The sequence below is a fragment of the Exiguobacterium sp. JMULE1 genome (genome assembly GCF_013337175.1).
GTDB lineage: Bacteria > Bacillota > Bacilli > Exiguobacteriales > Exiguobacteriaceae > Exiguobacterium_A > Exiguobacterium_A indicum.
Map to the genome: position 1 here is coordinate 1,572,749 of NZ_SGWC01000002.1, position 26,093 is coordinate 1,598,841.

Here is a 26,093-nt window from a genome sequence, read left to right on the forward strand (position 1 = left end):
ATTTTACAATAGTTGTTCATGAGACGTTTTCCCGCCTGCATCGAATGTCAGCTGATGGATTGCTGGACTCCCCATCGCGCCCAGCCACTCATTTGCCGGTCGTCCAGTGTAGTGTTCGAGCACTAACGCCAACACGAGACCATGCGTCGCGACGACCACTCGGTGGTGCGGGTGGGTTTTACGTAGATGATCGATGACTACTAGAACACGATTGCGTGCTATTTGATTCGACTCTCCACCACTTTGCGCGTAATCGTCATTTTGGAATGAACGCTTCAACAGTTCTTCTAGCCGTTCAGGTGATAAACGTTCGTCTGTTTCCTGAAAACGCCGTTCCTGAAACGCTGCCTCGTAGATTCGCAAATCTCGTTGCTCAGCAAGCGGGCGAACGGAGTCCATCGCTCGTTGCATCGGACTCGAATAGATGGCGTCAATCGGCAGCGCTTGAAAGAACGCTACGAGTTCTTGCGCTTGTTCCTGACCTGCATCTGTTAATCCCCGCCCTCGATCACTGCCTGTTTTGATCGATTCGCAATGGCGAACGAAATAGATCGTCCTCATCGCAACTGGACCCACGTTCCTTCAGAAATTACATCGACGTTCGAACCGATGACACGGATCGCTGTCGCGTCGTCGATTGCGTAAGCTGGATTCGTTAATATCTCAGCCCAAGACTTGGCAGCTTGTAAGTGATTGTCTGGTAACTGCGGATGATCGAGATGCGGGAAGATTGAAAAATCAACGAGACCAAGCGTTGCGTCCGATTGCTCCGGCGTCTTTTTCCATCCAACGAAATCCGTTCCGATTCGTGGCGTAAGCACCATGCTACCAGCGCTCATCCCGACATAAACACCGGTCAGTTGCGATAATAGTCGATCAAAGCCCGATTCGACGAACCAGTGATGTAGAAATAGCGGATCCCCACCATTGACGAGGATGACATCCGCTTGTTCGACCGCTGGTTGCCAAATAGTTGGATCAATTACCGAGACCGCTGATAATTCCAACAGACCGACTGACTTCCATCCTAAATCGACCATCGGTGCCTCATCTTTTCCTTGAATGAAGTTAACAGCAAGGTCCGTTCCTCTGCCTAATGCGTAGGAAGCTGTCGTGATCGCGATGGCATTGCATTCCTCAATCGGTTTTCCGAGCATCTCGCGTAACGCGTTGTGAATCGATGGATTTTGTATCCCACCGGACGTTAATAAATAGTCCATCATCGTACCTCCTGTCCTTTGCTTCAGTTTACAATATTTGTGCGTTTCTGGTATTCTTACTTTTATTAACAACTTACTTCATCAGGAACTTTTCTCCATTTTCTTTCGTATCAAAACATACAGTCTCATTTTTTGACCAATTTTTGTGAACGGGAGGCACATATGTATTCGATTCCTAGCTACTTCATACTCTACTTAAAAATCATGCTGACGGATAAGATTCCGGTCTTTTGGTCGTTGATCTTCCCATTGATTCTCGCCTTTGTCTTCGGGTCACGACTCGACTTCACCGAGAGCAGTTTCCTCTCGTTCCTCGCGCTTTTTTGGGGCTATATCTTACTTTCGATTTACGTGAATGGCATCGGTCTCCAGCTTGCCCGGATGCGGGAGCATGGTTTGATGAAGACGTATATCATGATTTCCGGTAGTAAGATCGGTTGTATTCTCGCACTCGTACTCGTTCAGCTCGTGTTTGCAGCCATTAGTTTAACGGTCTTTACGACGATCCTGATGCTCGTATTCGGCTTCTTCTCAGCTTTGACGTTGTTACTCGCTTATCTCGTCTTGTTGCTCAGCATCCCGCTTGCTTTTGCAAGCATCGCCTTGACGATGCTTCCGGCAAAGATTTCGAGTATGTCGACATTAATCAACATCGTCATGTATCCACTGTTCTTGTTCGCAAGTAACCAACCGGATCGTTGGTACAGTTACTTGAATCCTTTTTATGTCATGAAAACACTCGGTCTCGCCGTCTCCGAGCACGTTACGGGAGCATCGTTACTTATCTTGACCGTCGTACTCGTCGTTTATCTGTTACTTGGTCTATTCTCTGTCAAACGCTTTAATCTCATGTCATTGCTGACCCGATAGGAGGATTCAGATGCACGTCCAACACATACGCTTCAACTATCCGAAATCACCTGACCTGTTACACGATGTCTCCTTTTCGCTCATTCCCGGAAAATTGAACGTCTTGATTGGGATGAACGGTGCCGGCAAAACAACACTTTTTGATTGCATGACCGGTGCTTTACCGATCACGTCCGGTGAGCTTGATTTACCCGATATCTCGGACATTCTTTATTTGACGCAATTCATCTATTACTCGGACGAACTAAAGGGCAAGGATGTCGCTGTCTTCGTCGGCCGGCTCGCCCGTTTGAAAGCATATCGCAAGCAAGAGACGTATACGCTTCATCTGAAACAGCCACGAGAGTTCGATCTATTCGCTCACCTGTGGGAGATGAAAATCGGTAAGATGTCCGCTGGCGAAAAGAAATGGTTGTTCGTGACTCTGTTGACGACAGTACCACGTTCGCTCTACATCTTTGACGAGCCGACGAGCGGGGTCGATCCGGCAACTCGCCTCCATATCATGCGACGCTTCGAGCAGATGACAGCTAACGGTCAAACGTGTCTTTTCTCGACCCATCAACTACACGATCTATTGCATACGGACGCTCATGTCATCTTTCTCCATCAAGGTCGTATTTTGTACGAAGGTGACTTCAAGGATTGGTTGAACCGATTCGAGACGACGGATCCAGACGTCGCGTTCGTTCAAATGCTTGAACTGGCAGGATAACGTTAACCACCTCTTTTTTTGAGGTGGTTTTTTTATAATATTTGAAATACAGGTTTTTAGTAAACATGTACAGGATATACACATTATAAGAAAGGAGGTCGTCCGATGCATTTCATCTCTGGTCAAGTTTTTATTACGAAGATGGATTCACTTTTCAACGAACAGGAATGGAAGCGACACATCTTATACGTCACTGCGAATTCAGCAGCTATCCACTTGCAAAAACGATCTGTTGCTATCCCCTTGCCACCTCTTGAATATCAGATTTCGTTTCTCGTGCATTTACCAACGCTAGAAAAACGACTGATCGTCAAAACGAATCAACAGGAGACGCGTCAATTTTTCTTTGATTCAATGGCTTCCATCGATTGTATGTGCACTAGTTTAATGCCATGGACGAATCCAGGGCGATTTAATGAGGAGGAAAACGTTCATGTCCATCAACACTCTTGAACAACGCATGAATGCCGTCCTCGATTGTTTGGCGGCCGCAAAGGACTACCAACGTATCGCCGGACGGCATGATGTGTCGTATCAACAATTGTATAACTGGGTCCGGCGCTATGAGAGCGGCGGTATTCCTGCCCTGACGGATCGCCGTGGTCGGAAGTTACGAAGCGAACGACTTACTTCGACTCAGCATACGCCTTGAACCGATCAAGGATCGCCTGCCAACCCGCTTGTTGCATCTCAGGCGGGTTAATCGTTTCGGCATCAAATGATTCGACGACTTCGGTTTGTTCCCCGTTCCGAGAAAAGTCGATCGTCACCTGACGACCATCCTCAAGGACATACGCAATGCGCTCATAAGGAACGATCGTCTCATATGTACCCGTGAAATCAAAACCCACGCTTCCGTCTTTTGCTTCCATTCGATTCGTGAATTGACCACCGACCGTCAAATCATTCGTTGACGCCGTCGTATGCCAATCGTCAGACGCTGCGTTCCAGCGTTTGATGTCTTCCGGTGCGTTCCAGATCTCCCACACGGTCTCGACCGGACGATCAATCACGGCTTGAATCGTTAGTTTCGTCATCTTTCTTCCTCCTTACTAATTTGAAGTTCTCTCCTTTTTTCGAGAATACCTAGACAAATTCCTTGTTTTTATCGATTAATTCAGAGGTGATTTTGCGCTCTTTGTTTTCCATACCACAAACAATAGAATCGCCGGAACGAGACAGATGATTGCATCGGTAACGGTCGGTAGGCGTAACGCCGGACTTGTTAAAAAACGAACGCCTTCCACCGTCCAAATTGTTAACATCAAGGCGGTCAATATTCCGAGTCGCCAGCGTCTCGGAATCCGGATCCAGTAAGCGAGTAATCGTTCCGATCGCTTCATTCTCATTCCACCTTTCGAACGGCTTTCAAGAAGCTTTGTTCCGTTTTATAGGAGGCCTCGCGCCACATGAAACGTTTTGTATGCTTGAACGTATTTTTTTCAAACTGGTTCCCCGAACTCGTCTTGAAGTAATGGGCGACACTTAAAGGACCGTCGAATGTGTTTCTGATGATCGTGTTATCATGGACGTCATGCTGGACGAGCAATTGACCACCCTCGAGCCCTTTCGTATCATTCCCGATCAGCTGATTTTGCTCGACCCGGACATGTTTTGTACCGCCCCGCTTCGTGTCATACCCACCGATCGCAATCCCAGTGTAGACGTTTTTCCGTACATCATTCTTGCGGACGATGACATCTTCTGCGTACCGTCCGGCATGTTCACTCGTTACCTCGATCCCGATGTCACTCGCTTCGACGAGATTCTTCTCAATTGTTAGGTTTTTCCCACCATCGACATAGATGCCGGCTGCATTGTATTCCTTCCCGTAAGCAGGATTCCCGTAGCTTGACGTCCGGTAGACACGATTTTCCGACACGACGCCTTCACGGACGTAGTCGTCTTTCTTCGATCGAGCGATTCCTTCATATCCGATCAAATCAATGCCGATGTTGTCGTTATCCCGTAAGACATTCTTCGTCACACGGAAATGTTTGACGTTTCCGTTCAATACGAGGGCTTCACTGAAACCGAGGCGATTCTGCTCGACTCGGTTGCCGGTGATCGTCAGGTGACGAATCGCTCCCGTTCCGTAGACGGCGATTCCGTGTGCATTCCCGTCTTTCGCGAGCGTCTTGATGTGGCGGACCGTATTGTTCTTCAACGTGATGTGTGATCCTGATCCTGTAATCAAAATACCGATCGGTGTCGCGTCCGTTCGTTTCGACTGAACGGCTTCGATCGTCAGACCTTGAATTGTTACGTATTTCCGATCCTTGATCTGGATGATTGGTAAGGTGGCGTCCCGATCTTTGATGTTTTTCCCGCTTAACGTGACCTGCTCGTCTTGATAGTTTCGGAAGGAGATCGGGCGTTCTCTCGTTCCGCTCTGTCTAACGTTCAGTGCCTCGTGATACGTTCCCTTTCGCAAGTAGACCGTCGTACCCGCAGTCGCTTTTTGCGTCGCTTGCCGGATTGTTTTAAACGGGTGCTTCAACGTGCCGGTATTTTTATCACTGCCGTTCGGTGCGACGTATAACGATTTTGCCGTCGATTCGGCCTCTTCACCCGTCGAGGCACAACCGACGAGCAGGACGGTTGCTAATAACCAATTGCCTTTCATGATTTCCTCCTTTATTTAGCGAGAACATTGTTGGTATAATCTAGGTATCATTTCTAATTTTTTGAATATTTTAATTTTATCCCGATTCACTATGACTATGGAAAAGAGGAACACGTCATGAAATATGCGCTCTTATTCACCCTTCCCTTCTTGCTTGCTGGTTGCACAACGGAAGCAACCGTCCTTCCAAAAGAAACCGTCAAGATCAAGAAGTCTTCCTTTTCGATCACACCTTCTACCGCGAAGGACGAGTCGCAGCAACAGCAGACATTTTTCTTAACTGGTACACTCGATCGCCCCCTCCAGCTCAAAGCGATTCAATTTGACGATACAGAACCACCAGAGGTGCTGATCGACAAATCGATTCCTGCCGGTACATATGATCGCACGCCGTTCCAGTTGACGTATGATTTGAACCTACTCAACGATTCGCATGCCTTCACCTATTCGCTTGATGCGAAGAATGGTATTCCTGAGACGAAAACGGCCTATACCTTACCTCAAAACGTCCAGACTGACAGCGGTCAATTCAATGATCAAAAACAGACGAATGCTTCGTTCTATCCCTTACTCCTCAAACGCTATACGACAGGAGAATCGATCATCGGTCGCTCAATCGACACGATATCCTCTCCTCACCTAAAGGTCAGAAAACAAGAAGGCGCGATTTTGATCTATTTGGCGAAATCACGATAAGGAGAACGGCGGACCGAGAAAAAGTCCGCCGTTTTTTTAGTCCGCTATGACATGCGACATGTCAGCTTCTAATCGAATCACGGCTTCCCCATCCCTGTATTCGACGATCGTCAAACTCGTTCCATGAATGAACGGCGGATCCCATAATGTCGCGAACGGCTTTCGTTGAAGATATGTCAGCAAGATGTTAAGGAAGATGCCGTGGGTGACGATTAAGATGTTTTCGCCTTCTTCATGGTCTGCCAGTCGTTCCAAAAACGATAGAATGCGCTCCCGGACCGCGTCAAAGGATTCTCCACTCTCCGGTATGTACGTATGCGGCGTTTGCCAAAATGCAGCATGAGCAAGCGGGTGTGCGACTTCAATTTCCGCCGCCGTCCGCCCTTCCCAGGTCCCCATGTGCATTTCACGCAATCGATCGTCGATGGTGACCGGAATCGCTGGATCGAGATCCATCATTCGAACTGTTTCTCGGACGCGACCAATCGGACTGATATAGAGATGATCCAGATGAACTTCACGTAAGCGGTGACCAAGGTCCCGCGCATTTTGTCTGCCCTTTGCTGTCAAGGGAGAGTCTTCCCAGCCTTGCATTCGTTTTTCTAAGTTCCATTCCGTCTCGCCATGACGCGTAATGTAAAGTGTTGGCATCTGTTCCATCCTTTCGATTTCTAATTTCTTTCAAAAGTGTATCAAACTCTGGCTGCTTTTTCCTGCGACTAGAGAAAACGAATCCAGAAGAGCAATTCACCAATCCGTTCGGTATGATGAAGATAGACCTAAAGGAGGAATTCGATGAATCGCCAAGAGATGATTGACCTTGCCAAACAAATCCGCTCAGATGAGGAACGTCCTCAAGTCACACCTCCGCATCCACCGCAAGCGACCACGACTACGCTACACGTGCCGACTTCAGTCGGAGATGTTCGAGTGTTGCGTCACTCACCGATTGATGCAATAGAACGGTTACCTGGATTCATCAGTTTCCATGGTGGTGGTTTCATCACCGGAACGCCAGAGATGGATGAACCATGGAATCTGTTTCTCGCTGAGACCGCCAACTGTCATGTTCTCAATATTGAGTATCCGTTAGCGCCGGAACATCCATTTCCTGTTCCGGTCCACGTCGCCTATGAAGTCGTTCAGTGGATTTTCCAACATGCTGATACGCTACGCCTCGATGCTTCACGCATCGCAATCGGAGGGCATAGTGCCGGTGGCAATCTCGCGACTGCCGTATCGTTATGGAACGTCGAGCAGACGCATCCGGTTCCGCTCATCGCTCAAATTCTTGATTATCCTCCGCTTGATCTCGCGACGGATCCCGCGGACAAACCGTTCTTCGAAGAAGCGATACCAGATGAACAGGCACGTCAGTTCAATGCGATGTACATCGCTCGTGCGGAAGACGCGTATCATCACCTCGCTTCGCCACTCTATGCGGCTCAACTCGATGCGTTACCACAGACTCTCGTCCTGACAGCGGAGCACGACTCGCTGGCGCAGGAGGCTCGGCAGTATGCGAATCGCCTTCAGGCGGCAGGTGTCGTTGTTGAGCACCAGGAATTCGCTGGTCAAGCTCATGCCTTTACACACCACGGTGACTTAGACGTGGCGTTTCAGGCTTGGCACCGTATCGCGGATTACCTCAAGTCCGTCTATCGTTCGTAAGTATAAGAGGCTGACTCAAAAATCCGTTTCCATAAAGGTAAGGGTGGCAGAATGATGATCTGCCACCCTTACCTCGTAACAAAAAGAATGACGCGTTTCACGCAACTCCTACAGGAAAATACGCCTCTTTGCGCTGTCAGAGACAAATAAGATCTGCTTTCTTGCTTGAATAAGGCAGAAAAGCTCCTTGTGTCTCGCCTGAGGGAAGGGCGTGAACAGACGCGTCGTTCTTTTTTGGAGTCAGCCTCTTTGTCTATTCAGTCTGCTTAATTGTTTACTCAGTGAGAAGCGAGTCAATCGGACTTTCTGGTGATCGCTGAATCAACCGCATGGTTGTCTCTTCCGGTCGATCACTGACGATCCACATCACGTCTGTTCTATTTTGGTAGGCAAGATTGAGCTGTTTCCCTTGCTTTTGAACGTGTACCTTCAATCCGTTGATGGTACGTAGCCGTTTTCCAAATCGTGCCGGAATCTGCTCACTTTTCAGTCGTGTCTCCATTACCGTATAATGACGATTCGTTACAAGTTGCGTCGTCATTTTTTTCTTGTTTCCTTCCCACGCTAGACTCCCTTCGATCGACTCGCCTTTCGTGGATTGATCTCGAATGAGATCCATCGAACTGCGTAACATCCAGTTCGACTTCTTTTCATAAATCATCAGCGAATCGTATCGTCCATCGATTACGCTTGCTAGCAGTAAATTATAGTCACCGAATCGCGCGTCCACTCGGAAATCGTCTTGCTTTAACGTATAGGTGGACTTGTCACTCAAGTCATATTTAAACTGATGTTCGGCCGTCTCTACAGCAGTCGGATAAGAGCCACTGTTGAACAAACTCGTACCATCAACGTGAATCTTTTCTTTCACCTCGACATTCTTTTCCGGTGCGCACCCGCTGAGAAAAAGGAGTCCTAACATGAAAAGAGTGATCTGTTTTTTAGGTTTGATTCGTTTGATCGTTTAATCTCCCTCTTATTTCATGTACATATATGTAGACCTGGGTCGTCTTGCCATCCTTTTTCGATCACACGTCGCTGAAAAATCGAATGACGCGCGGTACCGATTTGAAAAAGTGGCGTCGGTCGAATGATGCGATCAGCGAAATCGTTCGCACCATAAGGAAGATACAATTCGAAGTCTGGTCGTTTCGTCACTCCGATCGACGTGACGGTCTCGGGGAACTGTAAAATCGCATCCTTCGCGGACTTATATGGTGGTAATCCATTGATCAGATGCATGCGCGCTTGATTTTTAACGGACCACGGTATATCCGACAAGCGTCTTAGCTGCCCTTCATGACGCTTTTCCGTTACCTCCGAAAGATCGATAGGATCGAAATAAACGATATCGATATCCGGTCGTTCATATCGATTCTCCTCCCATACGATAGAGCGGACATATCCCGCGCACATCCACCAATCAGGTAATTCTAATGTTGCCACTAGCGTTAACATCTCTTGTAACTCAAGATCGTCTAGTAGTCGTTGATTAATCTCTTCTTCACTCAATCTCGTCTCCTCCGATTCGTAGGACGATTTTTCCTTGATACTGTCGAGATTCCATCAACCGATGCGCTTTTTGCACTTCCTCTAATGGGAACTCATGAATCATTGGCATCTTCAATTTATTTTCTTCAAACAACGTCAAGACATAGGATGCAGCAGTTCGAATACGTTCTGGATCCAGTTGACGTGTCGTGCCAAGACTAAATCCACGAATCGTCCGGCAACTCGCATGAACGTCTGTCGTCGAGAGTTCACCCGCTTCTCCACTACTATTACCGAATTGTACGAGTGTTCCGTAATACGCGAGACAGTCAAGACTTTTTCGTGTCACGTAACCCGCGACAGAGTCAAAGATAACATCCGCTCCCTTATCGACCGTCAATTCCTTCACTTTTTCAGAAAAATCATTATATGTAAAGACATTCTGAATACCAAGTGCACGAACATAAGGTATTTTATCAGCATGTCCAACAGTAGCAATCAATCGTGTCATTCCTTTTAATCGCGCCAATTGAATCAACATCGATCCGACACCTCCAGCGGCACTGTGGATGACGATTGTATCCTTCAGTTTCACTTGTGCGATCTGCGTCAACAATATCTCGCTTAAAATCGAAGTCAACATTCCTGCAGCAGCATCACGTAATGAAATCGTTTCAGGTAAACTGTAAACTAACCGTTCGTCGGCACGGACTACTTCCTTATATGATCCATCTAATACAAATGCCATGACTCGATCCCCTACTTTGATCGCGGAAGATGGATCCGCATCGACGACGATACCTGACACATCCACTCCGAGAACAAATGGAAAGGTTCCAGTCGCCTTGCCACCACGTCGTTGTTTGATATCCGTGAAATTGACTCCGGTCCATACCGCACGAATTAAGACTTCTCCAGATTGTCGAATCGGCATCACGACATCATCCATCTGTAGCACGTTTACATCACCGTATTGTTTTTGAATGACTGCTCTCATAATTCTTCCCCTTTCACTTCACTAAGGTTATTTTACCTTATTTTATCAATCGGGTAACCGTTTCCTTATTTTTACACTATTTTCTCCATTTAGCTTGTTTCCATTCCTTGTAAATAGTATATTTTATATAAATATTCTGACTATTCTATCGAAAAGGAGTGTTTTTATGCCACAAGCTCGTAAAGCGATTCCCCTAGTAATTACTTCTCTTGCCCTGATCGGTGGTGGCGGTTGGTATTGGTCATCCCATCAGGAGAAACCTATCAATGTCTCATCACAAACAAAATTAGCTGGTGTAAACGAGACGCAGGAGAATCGCATCTTAAACATTGACGAGTTGATGAAACAGGGACTCGTCAAGACATATCCGGGTGATCCTAAACTAAAAGCGAAGACATTCCGTGCCGAGGCACTTCTTTCCTCTCCTCCAAAAGAATTAAACCTGAAAGATAAACCAGGTTATCGTTATGTCACGATTCCGCTCGTCATGCATGACACGTCCGATAATTTCGGAGCTTACAGTGTCTATAAACCAAACTTATTCGTTCTCAATGATGGCAAAGGACACGAGTACGACGTCGTCGATTACGTCAATCATAATCCGAAGGCGTGGAAGAACAGTCATCAATATTATTCTCCACATCGCGCTCAAATCGATTTAGTCTATCAAGTACCAGAAGAAGCGAAGACGTTCGTCTTATTCGCTGCTTCCGACGCATTCCCGAAAACGCATACGATTAAAATCGAACTGTGATCCATTGCGCTTGCATGAATGTGCAAGCGTTTTTTACATAAGAATACGATGAGAAAGGATGTATGGTATCATGCTACGTTTCATCTGGAATTCGTGGTGGCGCAACAAGGAACGATTCATTTTATTACTCGTCGGCGTTCTCGTCGTCAGTACCGGTTTGAGTTATTTGATCGGGACGACACAAGCAAATAACGGAACAGTCGTCGACGAACTGCAAAAACGTTGGAAGTCTTCCTACGATATCGTCGTGCGTCCCCCAAATAGCCGAAGCGTGACGGAAGACCTCAAACTACTCGAACCGAACTATATGAGTAGTCTAGATGGTGGAATCACGATGAAGCAATATAAGACGATCCAAGATATCTCGGACGTCGAAGTCGCAGCTCCGATTGCGATGATTGGAAACCACTCTACAAATGCACCTGTTGGTACGCATCGGTTTGATGATTACGGTGTCTATAAACTGACGATCACTGATAAACAGAATACCGGCTTGAACGTCGAAAAGTACTCTACCGTTAATTATCTCGCTGCCGGATGGACACCAGATGAAAATGCAACACGTTCCGGCGTCTCACCTGCTGTTCTGGGTGAAGATCCGTTATTAGAATTCGGAAGTGCGACGATGGTTGCCGGAATTGATCCCGAAGCAGAAGCCCGCTTGATCGGACTAGATAACGCGACGATCAGCGGAAAACATAGTCGCTACTTTGACAAACAAGACAAAGCAAACGTCGTCGATCCTGAACTCGGAACGGTTGAGATGCCTATTTTGATGAGCGAACGGGAATATGTCGATGCGTCACGGACGTATACGTATGAGAAAATAGACCTCCCGCTTATTAATGACTCGATACAAGAGACGATTCAAGATGTTACGAAGCGTGGTGGTGCAAAGTTTCTAAATACGCTACAGACGACTGACGATCCTGCAAAGACGTATTCAGTCACAACGCAGGACGTTCAAAAAACACTGCTAAAACAAATCATGACGGACTCGTTTCCTGAGCTGCCGTCAGGAAATTCCGAATGGCTGATCCTAAAGCCGTCACCGATTAGTTATCAGTCTATCTCTAGCCCCTTTGCGTCGCGCTGGCCGTTCAGTTACCAAGTTGAACCGAAGAAAGTCGATCCGGATTCGTTACTTGCGAAACGGACGATGTACCGGGAAGCACGCATGTTTGGGAAGACGAGTGATGATTGGCCAAGAGTTCGCTTAAACTACATCGGAGTCTTCAATCCGAAGAAATTGAATATATCGAAGGATCCCTTGACGGAACTACCGATGGAAACGTATTTCCCTGCAAAGGCGCAATGGGTCATGGATAAGAATGATCGTCCGGTTAACCCCGTCAAGGATGTCAAACCGACGAATGATCCGTATGACTTCCTGACGAAACCCCCTTCGATGTTGACGACGCTTGATGCCGCCTTCAAGATTCGCGGCGAAAAAGCAATCTCTGTCATTCGCGTCAATGTCAAAGGCGTCGATCAGATGAATGCAGCGAGTGAGCAAAAGCTCCAAGACGTCGCGAACGAAATTGAGGCGAAGACTGGTCTGATCACGGACATCACACTTGGTTCCTCTCCGCAGCTCGCTTTGACGTACTTACCAGGACTTGAAAAACAATCGGCCCTCGGTTGGGTCCAACAACCGTGGATCAAACTCGGTTCTTCAATGACGATTTTCCAAGAGGCGAAGGTCGGTATGTCTGGCGTCATCGCTAGCGTCATCGCGGTTGCGCTCGTCTATGTCTTTAGTTCAAATATCATTCTACTCTATGCACGCAAAAAGGAATTCGCGATTCTATTGTCTCTCGGCTGGCGTCCGCGTCAACTCTCGAAGTTGCTGTTCCTTGAAGCGACGCTACTCGGATCTCTCGTAGCGTTAATCGCTTGGTCGATTCTCGGTACGTTTTGGTTAACGACTGATCATCCGATCGCTTTAGGACGAATTCTGTTAATCGGTCTTGCTGGTCTACTCATTTACTGGGGTGGGACGCTCGTTCCGATGGCATTGATTCGTAGAATCAAACCATATGAGAGCATGCGATCCGGTGAAGTCTCACGTTCGCGACGATTCGTTCGGTCACAATCGATTCTTGGTATGAGCATGAACCAACTCTTTACGTACTGGCAACGAACAATCCTTTCGATTATCGCCATCGCCTTGCCGACGAGTCTGTTCATCTTCTTCCTCTTCGTGACATTCCGCTTAAAAGGGGTGCTCTATGCGACGTGGCTTGGTGAATATGTCGCCTTAGAAGTCGGCACGATGCATTATGTCGCGATGGGTGTTGCCCTATTGATCGCCATCTTGACGACGACGGAAATTCTTTGGCAAAACGTCAATGAACGTCGCAGTCAACTCGCTGTCTTAAAAGCGACAGGGTGGCAAGACGGGTTGATTCGACGCCTCGTCTTATTAGAAGGTTTGCTGACAGGGTTACTAGCTGGAATCGTCGGACTTCTCTTTGCGCTAGTGATGATTTGGCAAGTATACCGCCAATTCCCGACGACGGAACTCGGTTTCTTGTCTGCAACGATTCTAATTCCACTGTTGACAGGGATCATCGGTGCAATTTTACCAGCACAGCGCGCTGTCCGTATCGTTCCGAATGCTGCAATCAGCAGCGTCAATGCTAACTCAAAAGAAACCGAACGACGCTTTAAACTTGCTCTCTCATCTATCGGAGCCGTGTTATTCGTCGGTGTCCTTTCCCTCTTCCTGTTTGCAACGAATGAACAACCTGCCAAACAGACGTCTGTTGCGAAAGCTCCAAAAGTCATCACGACGGGAAGCAAAATTTCCGATGGTCTTACGGGTGCAAAGCGACAGCTCGAGACGACGAAAAAAGAATCATCCGGTGTCATCGAAGAGACGATGGCAAAAGGAACGATTAAGACGTTCCCAGGAGATCCGGCTGTTAAAGATACAAGTTTCTGGATCGGAAAATTGTTGAAGCAACCGCCTGCTTCCCTGAAACTAAAAGAGAAAGAGGGGTATCAGTACATCACGGTTCCGACGTTTTATCAAGATCTCTACTATCGAGATGCTGGGGAAGAAAGTTACTATTTCCCGAATCGTTTCCAAGTGACGGGAGTCAGTGGTGTCTATGAACCGATTGATTATGAAAACAAAAACGAAAAAACATGGAAACAGGGTATGAAGTATGTTGCACCGGGTCGGTCACATGTGAACCTTGTCTATCAAGTACCTGCAGATGAGACAGAATTCGTCATGTTCGTCTCAGGGGATATTTTCGCAAAGACGATTTCCGTTAAAATTGATTTAAAGAAATGACCGAAGACAGCTCGTTCTCAACGTATGCCACCATACGTTCGAACGAGCTGTTTTTAAATGCGTATCAACACAATACCGCTAAGCATGACAAGCAGACTGACGATCTGCACACCTGTGACCGGTTGTTTCTTTGCACCGAACCAGCCGAAACGGTCAATCAATAGGCTGCCGGTCAGAAGACCGATCGTGACGATGACGACAGCGAGTCCTGTACCAACGAGCGGAACGATGAAGGCATTACCGGCAACGAACAACGCACCGATCAATCCCCCGATCCAAATCCAAGCAGGTAAGGGTTGCGAACGATCGATGTGCCATTTCGTTCGGAGGATCAGATTCAGTAATAACAAGGTGATCGTACCGATGACGAATGAAATCAAGGCACCTTTGACGGCTGACCCGAGAACACTACCGAGATGACCATTGATCGCTGTCTGGGCAGCACTCATCATACCGGTTAGAATTCCGAGCAGACGCCAGATAAACAATGAGTTTTCTGATGATGTCATCTGTTGCTTGCGACGTCGTGCGAAATAGTCACCAAGCGCGACCGTTCCAACGACACCGAGTAACACAAGCACTGCGCCGATGACTCGTGTCAGTGAGAGTGAGGTGACCGTTGACTCAAACAATCCGAAATGATCGATCAACAGTCCCATGATGACCTGACCGAAAATGGGCATGATGACCGTTTGTACGCCTCCGAGTCGCGGAAACAGCAGGATGTTCCCAGTCAAATAGATGACGCCAAGCAGTCCCCCACCCCAAATCCAGAACGGTTCATCGGCAGTAGCCATAAGACCTGTGAGATTCCCATCGACGACCAACACCAGAATCAGTAAGAAGAGTGAGCCGATCGAAAAGGAAATCAGCGAAGCGAGGAACGGCGAACCGACAACGCCCCGCAGCCGTGTATTAACACTCGTTTGAACTGGTACGAGCAGACCGATGATAAATCCAATGATGATAGCAAGCATACGAGGACCTCCTTCTTCATGTGCCCCTTCATCATACGGCAGTCGAACACGCTGAAGCGACCGGAATGCTCAAAAAGGAGCCGGTGCATCGACCGGCTCCACGGATTAGATCTTTTTCCACGACTTCGGATACATCCGCAGTTCCTTCTTCGTTGGATGCTCAGCATCGAGACGTTTTCCGTTTCGTTCAAGCAACATATCGGATACGAGCAAAACAATCGCAAGAACGACATAGACAGTAAAACTGAGGAAGAATGGCAAGTCGAATACGATGATCAGCGGGAAGAATAATCCCATTAAGATGACGAACAAAAAATCGGTCACATACTGCCATTGAATGATTTTTTTCATCTGTGGTTCTACCGTTAATGCCATATCACGTTCGACTTCTTGCGAGTGAATCCGCGCAATCCACACTAGTGCTACAAGTAAAAAGAACAATGGCCAGTACACGTCCCGATTGGCGACGACTAATAAGATACTGACGCCGTACAGCAACGAGCTGTATAAACGTGGTTTGACGAGTTGACGCTTTTCTTCTTGAATGAACGCGATGCGCTCGGCTTTCGTTTTCATCTAAATCCCCCAACTGATGTGACGTATCTTTTTAATCTGATCGAACCGTCCGTGATCGACCGATGTACTCGACTTTATTTTGAAGTACACGATACATCCGGTATTCTCCCGTCGGTGCCGACTTCAGCTGAACGGCAATCTGATGACGTCGTGATTTCGATGATTCGGACGCTACGAAGTAAGGTTTGACTGATGCGATATCATCACGTCCGAACTGCTTCGTCACGTGTCTTACGACTTGCACTTCAACAATCTGTTCATAGGTCGCATCCCGTTCATCTGCGATCATCCACCAGCCGACACCGCTAATTACTATGAGTAATAGAATCGCCCCGATCGTTTTTCGCATTTCGATCCCCCCGGTTCTCGTGCCCTTACTTACTGTTTCAATTCGAGAACGAGGTTTTCCTGCTTTCGTCGGGTGACGAACCAAGCAATGCTTAGGACAAGCACTATCAAACCGGCAATGGTTCCGGCAATCGTCGGTACGTTAAAGTAAAATGCCCCCCTATCATCGATCCGTGTCACGAAGAACGTCGCACCAAGACCACTAATCAGCCCAAAGGTGATGCCACTCCCAACGAATAAGAGCATTTGAATGAGTGTCAGCTGCCGGAGCTTGTTCCGTGTCAACGCAATCGTTCGTAGCAAGGCATACTCGCCTCGTTTTCCACTCACGAAACTGAGTAAGGCGTTCGCAAGTCCGAACCAGACGGATCCACTCATGACGACAAGCGCAATCAAGAAGACGAACCAGCGTTCCGTCGTTTGTTGCTCCGCATCGCGAAGCGCGTCAGATAGTCGATTCACTTGCAATGTCGGATAACTTTCTGTGATCTCTAATAATGTTGTGGTCACTTGAGTCTTTTTTAACTCGGATGGAACGTCGATAAAGACATTCAAGATGTGATCGTTCGGTTGCCGCAGTTGCTCGTTCCGCCAATCCACGAGGACGTCTGGTGCTATCTTCTTTTCGATTCCAACGATTCGGAATTGACCGACCGAAACGCTTCGTTCTTGTTCCCCGTCCCATCGCCCGAGCGGCAACGTATCACCTTTTTCGAGACTATGTTTTTTAGCGAAGGTCCGTGAGACGATGATTCCTTCTGTGTCACTCGTCTGCTCTCCCTCTAAGACGTCAAGACGACGATAGTCCGTTACTTCGTATTCGATCGAGACATCTTCTTGAGACGATTGATATTCGAGTGAATTTCGAGACGACAGGAAGGTCGCTTTTGCGCCAGGTAGGTCCGTTTCAATTTGTCGAATCAATTGTAGCGGGTCTCCTTGCGATCCTTCATCTAAACGACTCTTTAAGACGACCTCCGTCGGATATTGGCTGATGATGTACTTCCGTTCGTTTTGTTGCACCGTCTCAAGGAACGTCGAGCCGATGACGACGATGATCATCAAGACTTGAACAATCAGCATCAACCAGGCATTTTTCCGAAGTTGCGGTAACACGCCCCGGAGGGCGACGAAACTTGTCGGTCCCGCTAACCGACGAACGATCGGTTCCGCTCGATGCAGCACTCCCTTCAAGAGGAGTGGCGTCGCAAGATACATCGTCAGTAAAAAGGCGACGGTTGCACCGAGCCAGGCGATTGCCCGTGCCCCCTCCGTACTGGCAATCACTTCAGCGAACAACACCAAACTGACGGTCAATCCACTACTGAACAGGACGAGACGTTTTCGCCGGGTCGGTCGTGACGCCGTTTTCAGATTTTCTCGCAAGACGTGGAGTGGTAACACATCCCGTTTTCGATAAGCCGTACTCGCGAGCAACAGCAAAATCAACAAGGCACTACCGAACGTTACGAGCACCAAGAACGCTCCCTGTTCGATCATGAGGGAGACGATCATTTTACCCTCTGTCGGCCATACGAGTTGACCGAGTAACGGGAAGCAAATACTGCCTAGAATCGTAAGCACCGTGCCCGCTAAGACAATCAATCCAGATTGAACGAAGAACAGCTGAAACAGTTGCCGTGTCGTCGCCCCAAGCGTCCGCATGATGGCAAATTGGACAGCATGTTTACGTAAATACAAGTCGAAATTCGCCATCAAGATGAAGGCGGACACGACAAGGATCAGTACTGACAAGATTCCGATGTAACCGTTCAGCGCCGGTGAGAGCGTTTGCCCTTCCGAAAGTTCAATCCGGAGCTTCGGATTCGCTTTGACGAGTGTATCGGCATAGTGGACGAGATCCGCCTCTTTTTTTAGATTGAGCAAGACGGCTTTCGTTTCGATCGGATGATACTTCTTCAGATCAGCATACGAAAGAAAGACTTGATCGTGCATAGCTTCAGATGTTGTCGCACTTGGTAAAATCTCACGGATTCGATACGTCGCTTCTCCGACGCGAAGCGTTTGCCCGACACTACGATCAAGCGACGTCGCGAGTCGAGCTGACACGATCGCTTCTCCCTGTTTCAAATCGTTCGTGAAATGATACCGACTTTTCGTCAGGGCATCCGAATGAACTCCTATCGTCTCCACGTCGGCCATCGTTTGACCAGCTACGCGCGCTGTCGTCTGTATGATCGACTCTGCGCCCAAGACATCGTGATCCTTTTTAAGTTGCTCAAACACGGACTGATCCGTCCGCTCGTCTTCAGGTGTATATTTGACCGTCAGATCGACTTGACCATATCTTTGTACACGATCTGTCTCGATAGCGGCTTGATTATGTAGTAAAAAAATGACCATCGTTAAGACAAGACCAATCGAAATCATGACGCTTCCGATTGAGGTCACTAAAATCATCGGACTTTTACGGTACAGTCGGTGGGAAAGACGGAAGAGATGTTGTCGTTTCATACAGCCCCCACGAACTGCTCGTATGTCTCTAAGATCGGCGCCACGTCTCCGGTCGACAGCTGATCGGCAACAATCTGTCCGTCATGGAAATACAGCACCCGCTTCGCATGAGCAGCTACGGTCGCATCATGGGTCACGAGCAGGATACTCGTTTGTTGTTCGCGATTGAGTTCTTGAAGCAACTGCATGATTTCAGCAGATGTCTTGAAATCGAGGTTCCCCGTCGGCTCATCCGCTAAGATGATCGGTGGTCGACTGATCAAGGCACGTGCGATGGCGACACGTTGTTGTTGTCCTCCCGACAGCTCTTGCGGTCGATGATTGTTCCACTTCGTCAGTCCGACTCGTTTGAGCCAAGTGTCTACTTCTTGATTGATCGTTTTATCATCCATCCCCTTCAGCATCAACGGTAAAGCGATGTTCTCCTGAACCGTCAAGTCATCGAGCAGGTGAAACGATTGAAAGATGAACCCGATGTGTTGCTGACGGTATAACGTCGCAGCAGGCTCAGTGAAGATGTCGCGTTGCCGTTTTTCCTTTAAGGTCAACGTTCCGCCGGTTGGTGCGTCAAGCGCTCCCAGGATATTCAACAGTGTACTTTTCCCGGAGCCACTCGTTCCCATGATGGCGATGAATCCTCCTTCCTCTAACGTAAAGCTGACTTGTTTTAATGCATGGATTGTCTCCGTTCCACGTATGTAGGTTTTTGATAACCGTTCGACTTCTAATAAAGCTGACACGCATATCCCTCCTTAGTTATTCCGTCTTTATCATAACCATAATAAGGATGATTTAGAAGTAAATGCAAAAAATCCTCATCTAAACGACAAGGAGTTACTGGTTATTGTCGGACATATTTTAATGGTATCAAATCTTCAATCCGGACTTTCGTCAACTGATCGTCGATCGTCAAGAGGACAAATGCGTCCGGTGCATAGTCGGAAATCAATTCGCGACACATGCCGCACGGACTAACGACACGAATCGTTCGGTCCGCCTCATCCGAATAGGGATGTCGGACGGCGACGATCGTCTCAAAATCCGTCAATCCATCCGTGATGGCGGAACCGATCGTGATGGCTTCCGCGCACACCGTCACCCGTCCGATATAGGCTTCGACATGAACACCCGTTTTCGTCGCGCCATCTTTTGTCCGCAACGCAGCTGCGACGTGATGTTTATCGTCAGCGTAACGGCTTTGAATCGTTTCAGTTGCTAGTTCGACCAGTTGCAGGTCAGCTTCTGTAATCGGATAAGTCTGCATAATGTGCTCCTTACATGTCTTTTTTCTTATAGGTCAAACCGATGAATTGTGCTTTTTCATTGAACAGTCGACGGTAGGATAGAAAACCAACGAGGACCGATGCCATCGCCGCCGTCGTCAAGATCAGGAATAGAATCAATAGTTGATAGAGGACGGCTTCCATCGGATCCGCGCCACCGATGATCAACCCACTCATCATCCCTGGCAGTTGGACGAGGCCCATCGTTTTTTGCGCTTCAATCGTTGGAATCATACTTGTCCGGATCGCGCCTTTTAAGCTCGTATCAATCGCTGTCTTCGCATCTCCACCAAGCGAAAGAATCAGTTCGATGACCTCGTCGCTTCGTTCGACCTCGTCCTTGAACTTATTAAGAAACAATAAGGACAAAATCATACAGTTCCCAATGACCATCCCGCTGATCGGAATGACTTGCTGGGCTTCGAACGGAATGATTCGTAACCCGAGCAAAATGCCCATTGTCAATGCTTCGACCGCAATCAGTGTGAACAAGATGATCCACTGGATCCCGGGAATCCCGTCCCCTTTACGGATGACGTTCAGTGTCGCTGCACCGATCATCAACAGAATCATCAGTAACATGAAAATTGGACTGCCGCTTTCAAAGACGAACGTCAAAATATAACCGATGATCAAGAGTTGGACGATCGATCGAACGGTTGCGATGAGGATGTCCTTCTCTAGACCAAGCCGTAACGTCCGCGCTAAGACGAGGGGGATCAAAATGAAGATGAGCGAAGTCGCCAGTTGGAGATAACTCATACCGATTCCCCCTTCAAGAACGCTTGCGTCTCTGCTTGACCACTTGAAACGAGTTCCTTGAATGCACCAGACTCGATCAATCGTCCTTCCTTTAAAAACCAGACTTCGTCGCTGACCCGCTTGGCTTGCTCTAAGTCATGCGTAATCCAAATGATCGTCGTCTGTAACTTCTGCTGTAAATCAAGAATCAGCTTCTCAATCTCCTGTACCATCCGGTAATCGAGACTTGCCGTAATTTCGTCAAGCAACAGGACGTCCGGTCGATTGACAAGTGTCCGCGCGATTCCGAGTCGGCTTCGTTCACCACCCGACAAATCTTTGACCGGTCGCTCAAGTTCGACGGATAGGTCAACTTGTTGTAGCAAGCGTTCCGCCTCTTCGCGCGGTAACGATTCACCGAAGATCGATTTCGGTAAATTGATATTATCGTAGACGGTACCTGGAATCATCGGCGCACTTTGGAACGCCATTCCGATCCTTTTGCGGACATCGAGCAGATTCATCTGCTCAAGTGGTTCGCCTCGAAAACGAATTTCGCCGCGATCGGGAGAAATCAGTCCATTGATGTGTTTCAATGTCGTCGATTTCCCGGCACCACTCGGTCCGACGAGCGTCGTAATGACGCCTTCGCGGAACTCACCTGTTATTTCGTGTAAGATGTGTTGATAGCTGACTTCGTGAAACGTAAGAATCGACATACCGTGTGTTCACCTGACTTTCTACAAGTTTCGGGTAATGCTCCTGTAGTGTTGTACCCGAAAATCCGTCACGTTAGTACGTCAAGCGACACTTCCTTACGAGTGGATGATCTCTCCGGCAAAATCATACGGTACCGTTCGACCAGCAAAGAGCGATTCTTTTGATGCTTCCGGTAAATTGAGGTGTTTGAACGCTTCTTCACGATCCATCCAGACGAGTCCGGAAATTTCTTCTGGAACATTCGTCTTTAATTGACCGGAAGTGATTTCTCCCGCGAAGAAGAAAAAGAGACAATGTTCCCCCGCTTGCGGGAAGAATGCTTCTGCCAGATGGACGATGTCACTTGGTATGATTGTAAATCCTGTCTCTTCCAGAACTTCACGCGTGATTGCCGTATGTAGCGTTTCGTCGCGCTCGACCGTTCCACCGGGCAATGTATAGTAGTCACCATGATCGCCACGATTCTCGACCATCAATAATTGATCACCGGTTTCATTAAATAATGTCGCATAGACGATGTTTTTACGGATATTCATGTTCGTCCTCCTATCGTTTTGTACATCTGCTATTTCTGATCAAAGCGTGTTGTTTTTATTATGTCTTTTCTAGCTCATTTGTCCAAATTTCAATTTGACCCTGTAGGAACGCCATCAACTCTTTCATTTCCGCATCACTTGGTAAGAAGGATACGCCCGCTCTCGCATAGACGGCTTGGATCGAATGGGTTTGACTAAGCGCTAAAGCTGCGATGAAATCTTTCAGCGTTTGGTCAGGGTCTTTCGTGAAACGGTGATAAACCTGGAGAGCGGCGATTTGAGCAATCGCGTACTCGATGTAATAAAAAGGTGTCTCAAAGAGATGGATGACACTCATCCATGCGTGACCTTTCCAATCGGGTGTTTCCGACCAATCAATGACGTCCGTATCGTATGATTCTCGGAGATCGGCATAATAGGCATGTCGTTCTTTTGGATCATGACCCGGGTGAGCATAGAGCCATGATTGAAAACGATCGACGATGATCGTCTCGGGTAAGAACTCGACAATGGAACGAATCTGTTCCAGTTTCGCCCGGGCAACGTCTTTTTTATCCGAAATCACCTGATGCCATTCGTTCATCGTCAACAACTCGAGCGACATGGCAGCGAACTCCCCTACTTCGAGCGGAATCGGTTGTAGTCCGTCGTACGTTTCTTTCATCGCATCATGATGGACGGCATGGCCGATCTCATGCATAAAGATGACGAGATCATCGAAGGTATGGATGCGATTCATGAATAAGAACGATTGTTGTTCGACCGGTAAATACTCACAAAACCCTCCGCCCGCTTTGTTTGACCGGGCATCGATATCGAGATGATTTATCTGTCGCATGTCTTTTAATACTTCAGCAAAATAGGGGTGAACGCTCTTGAGGATGGCTTGAGTCTGATCTAAGAATGAAGTATCGGAATCGGTCACGTGATGATCAATCTGTGTATAGGCCGATTGCCGGACGTCCCACGGATGGAGCGCATGTTTGCCGAGAAACGTTTGTTGTTCGCGCTGAAATTGCCGTTTGACCGGTAGAAAGTCGGATTGAATGATGGTGGCGTAATGATCGACATCTTGACTCGCATAATCAACGCGTCCGAGTTCTGCAAAAGCTAGTTCCTCGAATCCGATCTTACCACATGCAGTGGCACGCGCTTGTCGTAACTCAACGAGTCGTGAAAACAACGGTTGAATGACGGATTCTTTCATGCGGAATGCTTCCTCAATCGATAAGAGCGCTTGTTTTCGAGTGGATTCATCCGCGTTAAATAAAGAAGCATGCAGATCGGAAACCGCCTCTCCCGATTTTGTCAGCATCGTCGCCTCAATTCGGAGATAGTCTTGAATAAGACAAGCTTCCTCTTCTGTCACACTTGTTGCTCTGAGTGATTGTTCAAAACGTGCTCTCGTTCGAAGTGTGATGTCATCACGCGAGACGAGATCCATTTTTACGGAACGTCTCAACGTATCGAGCTTATCCGATAGCTGCTGACGCCCTTGTTCGTATTCAGAAGTGGTACCGGGGTCTGTGACGTCCTGGAGATACGCAATTTTTTGTTTGAGCAATGTCTCTTCCATTTTTAGAATCGAAGCAATCTGGTGCGTAACATTCTCATCATGATAAATAACGTTATTTACACGTGACTGAGATTTCATCGACGGATTTCACATCTCCTTTCAACTTATTCCAGTATACAGTTTATGCCATTCATATGATGGGTTTACGAATAAATGACCACTACATTGTCCTTTTTGACTATTATCGTTGTCAAAAAGACTCTGATAAGTTACATTATATAGGAGGTGAATCCCCATATGAAATCCAGGTTAAAAGAATTACGTGCTCGTCACGGGTGGAATCAGTCTGAACTGGCACGACGTGCAAACATTTCGCGCCAGACGATCAGCTTAATCGAGCGAGAAGAATTCATGCCGTCGCTATTGATCGCTGTCAAAATTTCTCGTGTGTTTGATACACCGTTAGAAGACATCTTTTATTTCGATGAGGAGGAATTAACATGAAAAAGGAAGCAATCAAGGTCATCATCGCAGCTTTACTCGGTTTCATTAGCAGTTATTTCGTCATGTTTGTCCTCAAAAATACCCATTTGTCACAGTTTGAACGATCGCTCTATCTTGATTACATATTCACTGGTCTTTTCGTTATCTTGACGATTTTGACTCTCAGTTACATCGTACGCTATTTACAAATTCGTCAATTGATTCGACGATCCGTTTCTTCCGACGAAGAGGATGCGATTGACGATCAAGCGAATCGCTACTATGCAGATGGCATGATGATGGTTCAGGTTTCTACTCTTCTCAGCATCGGGCTCGCATCATTTAGCCTCATTGAAAACCAGTTCGGACTTCATTTATTACTGAGTGGACTCTTTTTTGTCTTCAGTAGTCTTGCCTCTGTTTTTTATCTTAATCTCATGCATCACATCTATCCAAACCGCGATTTCCCGAAGTATTCGGAAACAAACTATATCAAAAAGCTGTTCGCTGCCTCAGATGACGGAGAACGTCACGTCATGTTAGAGGGACTCATCCGTTCACAGTCTTCTTTGCAACTCCTATTGATGGGGATTATCGTCGTATTGGTCGTGTATTCGTATGAGACCGGTCAATCTCAGATCTTTGCAATCAGCTTATTGATTATCGCCTTGATCTGGAGCAACGCAAAATATTTTCTCCATGTACGCAATCGCTAAAAAGGAGCATTCAGTCAATGGACTGGATGCTCCTTTACATGCCTTCAAAAATCACGATGATTTTGTTGCTGATGGACATCATGCTGGTTCAGTGTATATTCCTGATCGTCGAGCGAGCGATGTTTCGATTGACTCCGCGCTGAAATGAACCAGACGACTCCACCAACGGCGAGAAAGATCGCAATGAAGATCATAGACACCCTCCTTTTGATTCCTTTTTTACTTTATTCTTCCAACACCCTGGTTTTTCCTTTACGATAAGATAGAAGATATTAATTTATAGGGGGCGTTAGGATGTTCGGCAAAGAACCGACATGTATGCATTGCGGCAAAACGATTGAAGGAAACGAAAAAGTCTACATCCAGATGCGCTATCCGAAACATCGCGGGATGACGGAAGTCAAAGCATACCTAAAAAGCGAAGGACGTTTCATTTGTGAGCAATGTTTCGCTGAAAAGACAGAATCAAAGGGGTAAGCACTTATGAACCTGAAAGAGAGTACGATTTTAGTTACAGGAATGACCGGAACGCTTGGCTCTCGTGTTGCGCGACGTTTTCTAAAAGAAGCGCGTGAAGTGCGCGGTTTGTATCGCTCTAAGGAACAAGCGGATCAATACGCTTTCAAAGGTGTCCACGCAGTCATCGGTGAGCTCGGTGATCCGGATTCGCTTCTTACAGCACTTCAAGGCGTCGATCTGTTGATTCACTGTGCTGCCTATCTCGGAGATGATCCCGATTTAGCACAGGAAGCAAATGTTACAGGTGTACAACATCTCGCGGATGCTGCGACAAAAGCTCGTGTCAAGTGCATCGTTCACATCTCGACGACTTCCGTGTACGGCGAAGTCGTGAGTGGACATTTTACGGAAACGTCACCGCTCCTACCGTCCGAGCACGTTTACATCCATACAAAGCAGGAATCCGAACGCCTGTTACAGGAAAACACACCCGATTCCGATTTAATCATCTTACGCCCAGGATCAATTTGTGCCGAGGAGCAGTCCTATTGGGGGGATCGTCAAGTCGAGCGGATGAAGGAGGCGGATGTGATTACCTGGGTGCATCCGGATGATGTCGTCCCGTGGGTCCATACGGATAATCTAGTCGAAATGATCGTCCTTACCGCAACGAATGCGCATAATGGGGATATCTTCAATGCGATCGATGCGAATCTACCTGAGACGGATTTTCGGATGAAGTTGATCACAGCAAGTGACAAGCCGTACCAAATACCGAAGCGTGCAGCGGAATGCGCTACTTTCTCAAACGAACGAATCAAACGACTCGGATATGTTCCGATTCGTACTCCTGAATCAACTATTGAACAGTTGGTCAAATCGTTTTAATAACGAAGAAGCATCGAATCGAGTGATTTGA

General features: G+C 47.4%; 32 protein-coding genes. 12 read left to right on the top strand and 20 right to left on the bottom strand.

All coding sequences use genetic code 11. The features are described 5' to 3' along the window. Positions 1–3: 3 nt before the first annotated feature. Positions 4–561: a histidine phosphatase family protein gene (locus EXW93_RS08560; protein ID WP_174316363.1), complete on the bottom strand. Its 558-nt coding sequence runs from the start codon at positions 559–561 to the stop codon at positions 4–6. Beyond that, on the bottom strand, positions 558–1,220 hold the full coding sequence (locus EXW93_RS08565) for a Type 1 glutamine amidotransferase-like domain-containing protein (protein WP_174316364.1): 663 nt from the start codon (positions 1,218–1,220) through the stop codon (positions 558–560). The genes EXW93_RS08560 and EXW93_RS08565 overlap by 4 nt, the downstream gene beginning before the upstream one ends. Positions 1,221–1,382: 162 nt before the next feature. On the opposite strand from EXW93_RS08565, the gene EXW93_RS08570 reads away from it, so the two are divergent. The 4 genes from EXW93_RS08570 (at position 1,383) to EXW93_RS08585 (ending at position 3,457) form a co-directional block, all read left to right on the top strand. Further along, positions 1,383–2,090: a hypothetical protein gene (locus EXW93_RS08570; RefSeq protein ID WP_174316365.1), complete on the top strand. Its 708-nt coding sequence runs from the start codon at positions 1,383–1,385 to the stop codon at positions 2,088–2,090. A gap of 10 nt (positions 2,091–2,100) precedes the next feature. Beyond that, complete coding sequence (locus tag EXW93_RS08575; protein ID WP_174316366.1) at positions 2,101–2,805, top strand: AAA family ATPase; 705 nt, start codon at positions 2,101–2,103, stop codon at positions 2,803–2,805. Positions 2,806–2,910: 105 nt separating this feature from the next. Next, positions 2,911–3,258: a hypothetical protein gene (locus EXW93_RS08580; RefSeq protein ID WP_047394673.1), complete on the top strand. Its 348-nt coding sequence runs from the start codon at positions 2,911–2,913 to the stop codon at positions 3,256–3,258. Further along, positions 3,239–3,457 carry a helix-turn-helix domain-containing protein gene (locus EXW93_RS08585; RefSeq protein ID WP_047394678.1) on the top strand — a complete coding sequence of 73 codons (219 nt, stop codon included), beginning with the start codon at positions 3,239–3,241 and terminating at the stop codon, positions 3,455–3,457. Before EXW93_RS08580 ends, EXW93_RS08585 begins: the two co-directional genes overlap by 20 nt. Here the strand turns inward: EXW93_RS08585 and EXW93_RS08590 are convergent. From EXW93_RS08590 to EXW93_RS08600, 3 genes are all read right to left on the bottom strand, one after another. Further along, on the bottom strand, positions 3,432–3,842 hold the full coding sequence (locus EXW93_RS08590; RefSeq protein WP_174316367.1) for an SRPBCC family protein: 411 nt from the start codon (positions 3,840–3,842) through the stop codon (positions 3,432–3,434). The two genes, EXW93_RS08585 and EXW93_RS08590, sit on opposite strands and share 26 nt — an antisense overlap. 75 nt (positions 3,843–3,917) lie before the next feature. Then, the gene (locus EXW93_RS08595) at positions 3,918–4,148 is read right to left on the bottom strand and encodes a hypothetical protein (protein ID WP_174316368.1); all 231 of its coding nucleotides are present in this window, start codon (positions 4,146–4,148) and stop codon (positions 3,918–3,920) included. 2 nt (positions 4,149–4,150) lie between these two features. After that, positions 4,151–5,431 (bottom strand): right-handed parallel beta-helix repeat-containing protein, encoded by a 1,281-nt coding sequence (locus tag EXW93_RS08600; protein WP_174316369.1) that lies wholly within the window; start codon positions 5,429–5,431, stop codon positions 4,151–4,153. A gap of 117 nt (positions 5,432–5,548) precedes the next feature. On the opposite strand from EXW93_RS08600, the gene EXW93_RS08605 reads away from it, so the two are divergent. Next, positions 5,549–6,127 (top strand): hypothetical protein, encoded by a 579-nt coding sequence (locus EXW93_RS08605; protein WP_035397151.1) that lies wholly within the window; start codon positions 5,549–5,551, stop codon positions 6,125–6,127. A gap of 36 nt (positions 6,128–6,163) precedes the next feature. On the opposite strand, the gene EXW93_RS08610 is transcribed toward EXW93_RS08605, so the two are convergent. Next, on the bottom strand, positions 6,164–6,778 hold the full coding sequence (locus EXW93_RS08610; RefSeq protein WP_174316370.1) for a histidine phosphatase family protein: 615 nt from the start codon (positions 6,776–6,778) through the stop codon (positions 6,164–6,166). Positions 6,779–6,922: 144 nt separating this feature from the next. On the opposite strand from EXW93_RS08610, the gene EXW93_RS08615 reads away from it, so the two are divergent. Beyond that, complete coding sequence (locus EXW93_RS08615) at positions 6,923–7,798, top strand: alpha/beta hydrolase (protein WP_174316371.1); 876 nt, start codon at positions 6,923–6,925, stop codon at positions 7,796–7,798. Between the two features lie 274 nt (positions 7,799–8,072). Here EXW93_RS08615 and EXW93_RS08620 read toward each other — a convergent pair whose 3' ends face one another. From EXW93_RS08620 to EXW93_RS08630, 3 genes are all read right to left on the bottom strand, one after another. Further along, positions 8,073–8,669 carry a hypothetical protein gene (locus tag EXW93_RS08620; protein ID WP_023468440.1) on the bottom strand — a complete coding sequence of 199 codons (597 nt, stop codon included), beginning with the start codon at positions 8,667–8,669 and terminating at the stop codon, positions 8,073–8,075. A 110-nt stretch (positions 8,670–8,779) separates the two neighbouring features. Further along, positions 8,780–9,310 (bottom strand): nucleotidyltransferase family protein, encoded by a 531-nt coding sequence (locus EXW93_RS08625; protein ID WP_035397146.1) that lies wholly within the window; start codon positions 9,308–9,310, stop codon positions 8,780–8,782. Beyond that, entirely contained in the window at positions 9,303–10,286 is a 984-nt protein-coding gene (locus tag EXW93_RS08630) for a quinone oxidoreductase family protein (protein ID WP_055968304.1), read from the bottom strand. Before EXW93_RS08630 ends, EXW93_RS08625 begins: the two co-directional genes overlap by 8 nt. A 166-nt stretch (positions 10,287–10,452) precedes the next feature. Here EXW93_RS08630 and EXW93_RS08635 point away from each other — a divergent pair, with 166 nt between their 5' ends. Continuing rightward, entirely contained in the window at positions 10,453–11,040 is a 588-nt protein-coding gene (locus EXW93_RS08635) for a hypothetical protein (protein ID WP_023468443.1), read from the top strand. A 70-nt stretch (positions 11,041–11,110) separates the two neighbouring features. Continuing rightward, complete coding sequence (locus tag EXW93_RS08640) at positions 11,111–14,344, top strand: FtsX-like permease family protein (protein ID WP_058713147.1); 3,234 nt, start codon at positions 11,111–11,113, stop codon at positions 14,342–14,344. Between the two features lie 53 nt (positions 14,345–14,397). On the opposite strand, the gene EXW93_RS08645 is transcribed toward EXW93_RS08640, so the two are convergent. From EXW93_RS08645 to EXW93_RS08690, 10 genes are all read right to left on the bottom strand, one after another. Continuing rightward, on the bottom strand, positions 14,398–15,321 hold the full coding sequence (locus EXW93_RS08645; protein WP_035397139.1) for a DMT family transporter: 924 nt from the start codon (positions 15,319–15,321) through the stop codon (positions 14,398–14,400). Positions 15,322–15,426: 105 nt separating this feature from the next. Next, positions 15,427–15,897, bottom strand: coding sequence for a hypothetical protein (locus tag EXW93_RS08650; RefSeq protein WP_058713148.1), 471 nt, complete (start codon positions 15,895–15,897; stop codon positions 15,427–15,429). Between the two features lie 31 nt (positions 15,898–15,928). Beyond that, on the bottom strand, positions 15,929–16,246 hold the full coding sequence (locus tag EXW93_RS08655) for a hypothetical protein (RefSeq protein ID WP_023468447.1): 318 nt from the start codon (positions 16,244–16,246) through the stop codon (positions 15,929–15,931). 29 nt (positions 16,247–16,275) lie between these two features. Next, a complete protein-coding gene (locus EXW93_RS08660) occupies positions 16,276–18,720 on the bottom strand; it encodes an ABC transporter permease (protein WP_058713149.1) in 2,445 nt (814 codons plus the stop codon). Beyond that, complete coding sequence (locus tag EXW93_RS08665) at positions 18,717–19,466, bottom strand: ABC transporter ATP-binding protein (protein WP_082487087.1); 750 nt, start codon at positions 19,464–19,466, stop codon at positions 18,717–18,719. Before EXW93_RS08665 ends, EXW93_RS08660 begins: the two co-directional genes overlap by 4 nt. A 95-nt stretch (positions 19,467–19,561) precedes the next feature. Next, positions 19,562–19,984, bottom strand: coding sequence for a cytidine deaminase (locus tag EXW93_RS08670; protein ID WP_058713150.1), 423 nt, complete (start codon positions 19,982–19,984; stop codon positions 19,562–19,564). A 10-nt stretch (positions 19,985–19,994) separates the two neighbouring features. Next, positions 19,995–20,765, bottom strand: a complete 771-nt coding sequence (locus EXW93_RS08675; RefSeq protein ID WP_058264934.1) for an ABC transporter permease — start codon at positions 20,763–20,765, stop codon at positions 19,995–19,997. Then, on the bottom strand, positions 20,762–21,463 hold the full coding sequence (locus tag EXW93_RS08680; RefSeq protein WP_058713151.1) for an ABC transporter ATP-binding protein: 702 nt from the start codon (positions 21,461–21,463) through the stop codon (positions 20,762–20,764). The genes EXW93_RS08675 and EXW93_RS08680 overlap by 4 nt, the downstream gene beginning before the upstream one ends. A 96-nt stretch (positions 21,464–21,559) precedes the next feature. Further along, positions 21,560–22,000 (bottom strand): NUDIX domain-containing protein, encoded by a 441-nt coding sequence (locus EXW93_RS08685; RefSeq protein WP_023468453.1) that lies wholly within the window; start codon positions 21,998–22,000, stop codon positions 21,560–21,562. Positions 22,001–22,058: 58 nt separating this feature from the next. Further along, a complete protein-coding gene (locus EXW93_RS08690; protein WP_058713152.1) occupies positions 22,059–23,654 on the bottom strand; it encodes a M3 family metallopeptidase in 1,596 nt (531 codons plus the stop codon). Between the two features lie 159 nt (positions 23,655–23,813). On the opposite strand from EXW93_RS08690, the gene EXW93_RS08695 reads away from it, so the two are divergent. Continuing rightward, the gene (locus tag EXW93_RS08695; protein WP_023468455.1) at positions 23,814–24,020 is read left to right on the top strand and encodes a helix-turn-helix transcriptional regulator; all 207 of its coding nucleotides are present in this window, start codon (positions 23,814–23,816) and stop codon (positions 24,018–24,020) included. Next, on the top strand, positions 24,017–24,715 hold the full coding sequence (locus tag EXW93_RS08700) for a DUF3169 family protein (protein ID WP_058713153.1): 699 nt from the start codon (positions 24,017–24,019) through the stop codon (positions 24,713–24,715). Before EXW93_RS08695 ends, EXW93_RS08700 begins: the two co-directional genes overlap by 4 nt. 44 nt (positions 24,716–24,759) lie before the next feature. On the opposite strand, the gene EXW93_RS08705 is transcribed toward EXW93_RS08700, so the two are convergent. Continuing rightward, positions 24,760–24,909 (bottom strand): hypothetical protein, encoded by a 150-nt coding sequence (locus tag EXW93_RS08705; protein ID WP_023468457.1) that lies wholly within the window; start codon positions 24,907–24,909, stop codon positions 24,760–24,762. 100 nt (positions 24,910–25,009) lie between these two features. On the opposite strand from EXW93_RS08705, the gene EXW93_RS08710 reads away from it, so the two are divergent. Both EXW93_RS08710 and EXW93_RS08715 read left to right on the top strand, forming a co-directional pair. Further along, entirely contained in the window at positions 25,010–25,192 is a 183-nt protein-coding gene (locus tag EXW93_RS08710; protein ID WP_023468458.1) for a hypothetical protein, read from the top strand. 6 nt (positions 25,193–25,198) lie between these two features. Beyond that, complete coding sequence (locus EXW93_RS08715; protein WP_058713154.1) at positions 25,199–26,062, top strand: NAD-dependent epimerase/dehydratase family protein; 864 nt, start codon at positions 25,199–25,201, stop codon at positions 26,060–26,062. Positions 26,063–26,093: the final 31 nt, after the last annotated feature.